1 protein-coding gene, 3 pseudogenes and 1 other annotated feature are annotated in these 2,515 nt (G+C 44.4%); of the genes and pseudogenes, 3 read left to right on the top strand and 1 reads right to left on the bottom strand.

From position 1 onward, the window contains the following. Positions 1 to 128: 128 nt before the first annotated feature. Positions 129 to 278, top strand: a pseudogene (locus ACMV5I_RS29330) (IS3 family transposase); the annotation flags it as partial. A 271-nt stretch (positions 279 to 549) separates the two neighbouring features. Here the strand turns inward: ACMV5I_RS29330 and ACMV5I_RS29325 are convergent. Beyond that, the gene (locus tag ACMV5I_RS29325) at positions 550 to 1,185 is read right to left on the bottom strand and encodes a TetR family transcriptional regulator (RefSeq protein WP_414825952.1); all 636 of its coding nucleotides are present in this window, start codon (positions 1,183 to 1,185) and stop codon (positions 550 to 552) included. A gap of 236 nt (positions 1,186 to 1,421) precedes the next feature. On the opposite strand from ACMV5I_RS29325, the pseudogene ACMV5I_RS29320 reads away from it, so the two are divergent. Next, positions 1,422 to 1,718, top strand: a pseudogene (locus ACMV5I_RS29320) (IS1-like element transposase); the annotation flags it as partial. Positions 1,719 to 1,810: 92 nt separating this feature from the next. Continuing rightward, positions 1,811 to 2,515 (top strand): annotated as a pseudogene (locus tag ACMV5I_RS29315) (IS3 family transposase); the annotation flags it as partial. Beyond that, positions 2,098 to 2,214: a sequence feature (AL1L pseudoknot), on the top strand. It overlaps the preceding pseudogene by 117 nt.

Raw genomic sequence — 2,515 nt, 5'->3', positions numbered from 1 at the left:
CGAAAAGGACAATATCAACATCCGCAAAGTGAAGGGTTGTCTCCCGCGGAACAATTTTATTTATTGGTTGAATGAAAATTCGGCAGCACAACTGTTGCTAACTTGCTTACGCTAATGCGACGCAACCAAAAGAACGGATCAGAAAACGCATCTATAAAACCCGGGATCTGGCCCGGGCCGATATCTTCGATTACATTGAAGTCTTCTATAACCGGTCCCGGCGCCACAGCCATCTCGGCGGCGTCAGTCCGGAGGCTTTTGAACAGGCTTGGTCGTGAGGACAGAATTTGTCTACTGTCGTGGGGTCAGTCCAGTCAAAATATAGGCCAGATTTGTCTACGGGTTCAGGGTCACTGCAGGCGATTCACTATGCTGTCTTAACCCTTTAATAATATGGGGTGAATTGTGAGAAGTTAGGGTGAGGAGATTAAAATAAAACCCACCTCACCAAATTTTTATTAAGTATAACAGCCAGCTGAACTTCACTGGCTCGAAAATAATGAACTACTTCTGCCCTGTGTAGGTTTTAGAAAATAAGATATAGTAATGTTATTTTTTCATGACACCATTACAACAAGACTCCTTCAAATTAAAGATGGCAAACCTTAAAACTCGTTCTAACTTACTAATTACATCATCATCCACATCTTTATATAACCATTTGCAAGTATCATAGACACCCTCGAAAGTTGCGCTAAGATAGAAACTACATAGGTTTAAATCTAGGTTTTTTGGTAACTCCCCAGATAATACAGCTCTTTTTAAAACTAATTTTATCTTATGTAGAATAAACTTATCTATGAATTTCCTCCAGCGCAATATTGGAGTGTTCTCATCTGATTTCTCGGTTTTGAAATATATTATTTCGATAACATTTGTAATTGAACCTGGCTTTGTTATTTCTCTTAAATAGAACAGTGCTGAAGAAAGCAAATATTGTAAAACATCAATTTTTATATCATTCTTTAGTGGCCGCTCATCCTTGAGAGCCCTATGGATAACGGATAAACAAATATCTATTTTATTGGTGTAGTGGCCATAGATGGCACCACGTGAAAATCCGGAGTCTAACGCAATATGATTTATCGTACTCTCACCCACACCAAAAGAAACAAAAACACGCTCTGCTGAATTTAATATTTCGTCTCTAGTCTTTTGAGATTCTTCAGGGGTTTTTCTGGCCAAAATAATTCCCTCATAAATAATTTTACTTTATTACATTGATGCATTAAATTTATGCCTTTACATTATAACAAAAAAAAATAAAGCTGTCAGTAAAATCGAATTAAATATAAAGCATGATATTATTCTTGGCTACGCTATCGTGAGGTAGAGTTAACAAAAATTACATGAGCAATGGGTTTTTAGTGGTACCTCTAATTATCTGAATTAATGTATAATCCCTGCGTTTGAAGTGTTTCATGGCCAGCATTACAGTTCACTGTCCCCGTTGTCAGTCTGCTCAGGTTTGCCGTCATGGCCTGACCGGTTTCGCTGTCGTGACTGTCACCGCGTGTTTCTGCTACTTATACCTATGAAGCCCGTAAGCCTGGTGTCAAAGAACAAATTACCGAAATGGCGTTCAATTGTGCAGGTGTCCGCGATAACGCAAGGACGTTCAAAATTGGTATTAATACTGTCATCCGCACTTTAAAAAACTCGCGCCGAAGTAAATAACGTCCTTTCCGGTCGCTCATGCAGATGTGGCTCTCACCTGTTGACTGGATGAACAATGGCCTTTGCCGGCAGTAAATCCTTGAACCGTAAAGGGTTTTCGGGAGACTAAACTCTCAGTGAAAGGAGACCCGAAATGACATCCAAACGAGCAAACCGTTACCCACCAGAGCTGCGTGAGCGGGCTGTCCGAATGCTGCTGGAACAGCGCAGTGAATATCACGCTGAACATGCCGCCATCAACTCCATCGCGCTAAAAATTGGCTGTAGTCCCGACACACTCAGAGCCTGGCTGCGTCGACATGAACGCAATAATGGTGCAGGGGATGGCGGGCTCACAGGCGATGAGCGTCAGCGACTCAAAGAGCTGGAGCAGGAGGTTCGTGAGCTGCGGCGCAGCAACGATATTCTGCGCCAGGCCTCGGCTTATTTTGCGAAGGCGGAGTACGACCGTCTGTGGAAAAAATAATGCCGCTGCTGGATACCCTCAGCGGTAGTCACGGGGTCGGACCGGTATGTCATGAGCTGAGTATCGCCCCGTCGACGTACTACCGGCACCGTGAATACCGCCAGCATCCGGAGAAACGTAGTCAGCGTGACCACCGTGACGACCAGCTGAAACCGGAATTACAACGAGTGTATGACGAAAACTACAGCGTCTATGGCATCCGTAAAGTCTGGAGGCAGTTGCAGCGTGAGGGCTTCAGCGTGGCAAGATGCACCATCGCGCGACTGATGAAGGCTATGGGTCTGGCCGGAGTTCTTCGGGGTAAAAAAGTGCGGACTACGGTCAGCCGGAAAGACGTTGCGGCAAGCGACAGGGTAAACCGCCAGTTCGTGG

Origin of the sequence: Serratia sp. T13T92 (genome assembly GCF_047530105.1) — a bacterium.
In the GTDB taxonomy this organism is placed as follows: domain Bacteria; phylum Pseudomonadota; class Gammaproteobacteria; order Enterobacterales; family Enterobacteriaceae; genus Chania; species Chania fonticola.
This window is presented reverse-complemented; position numbering and strand designations above follow the sequence as displayed.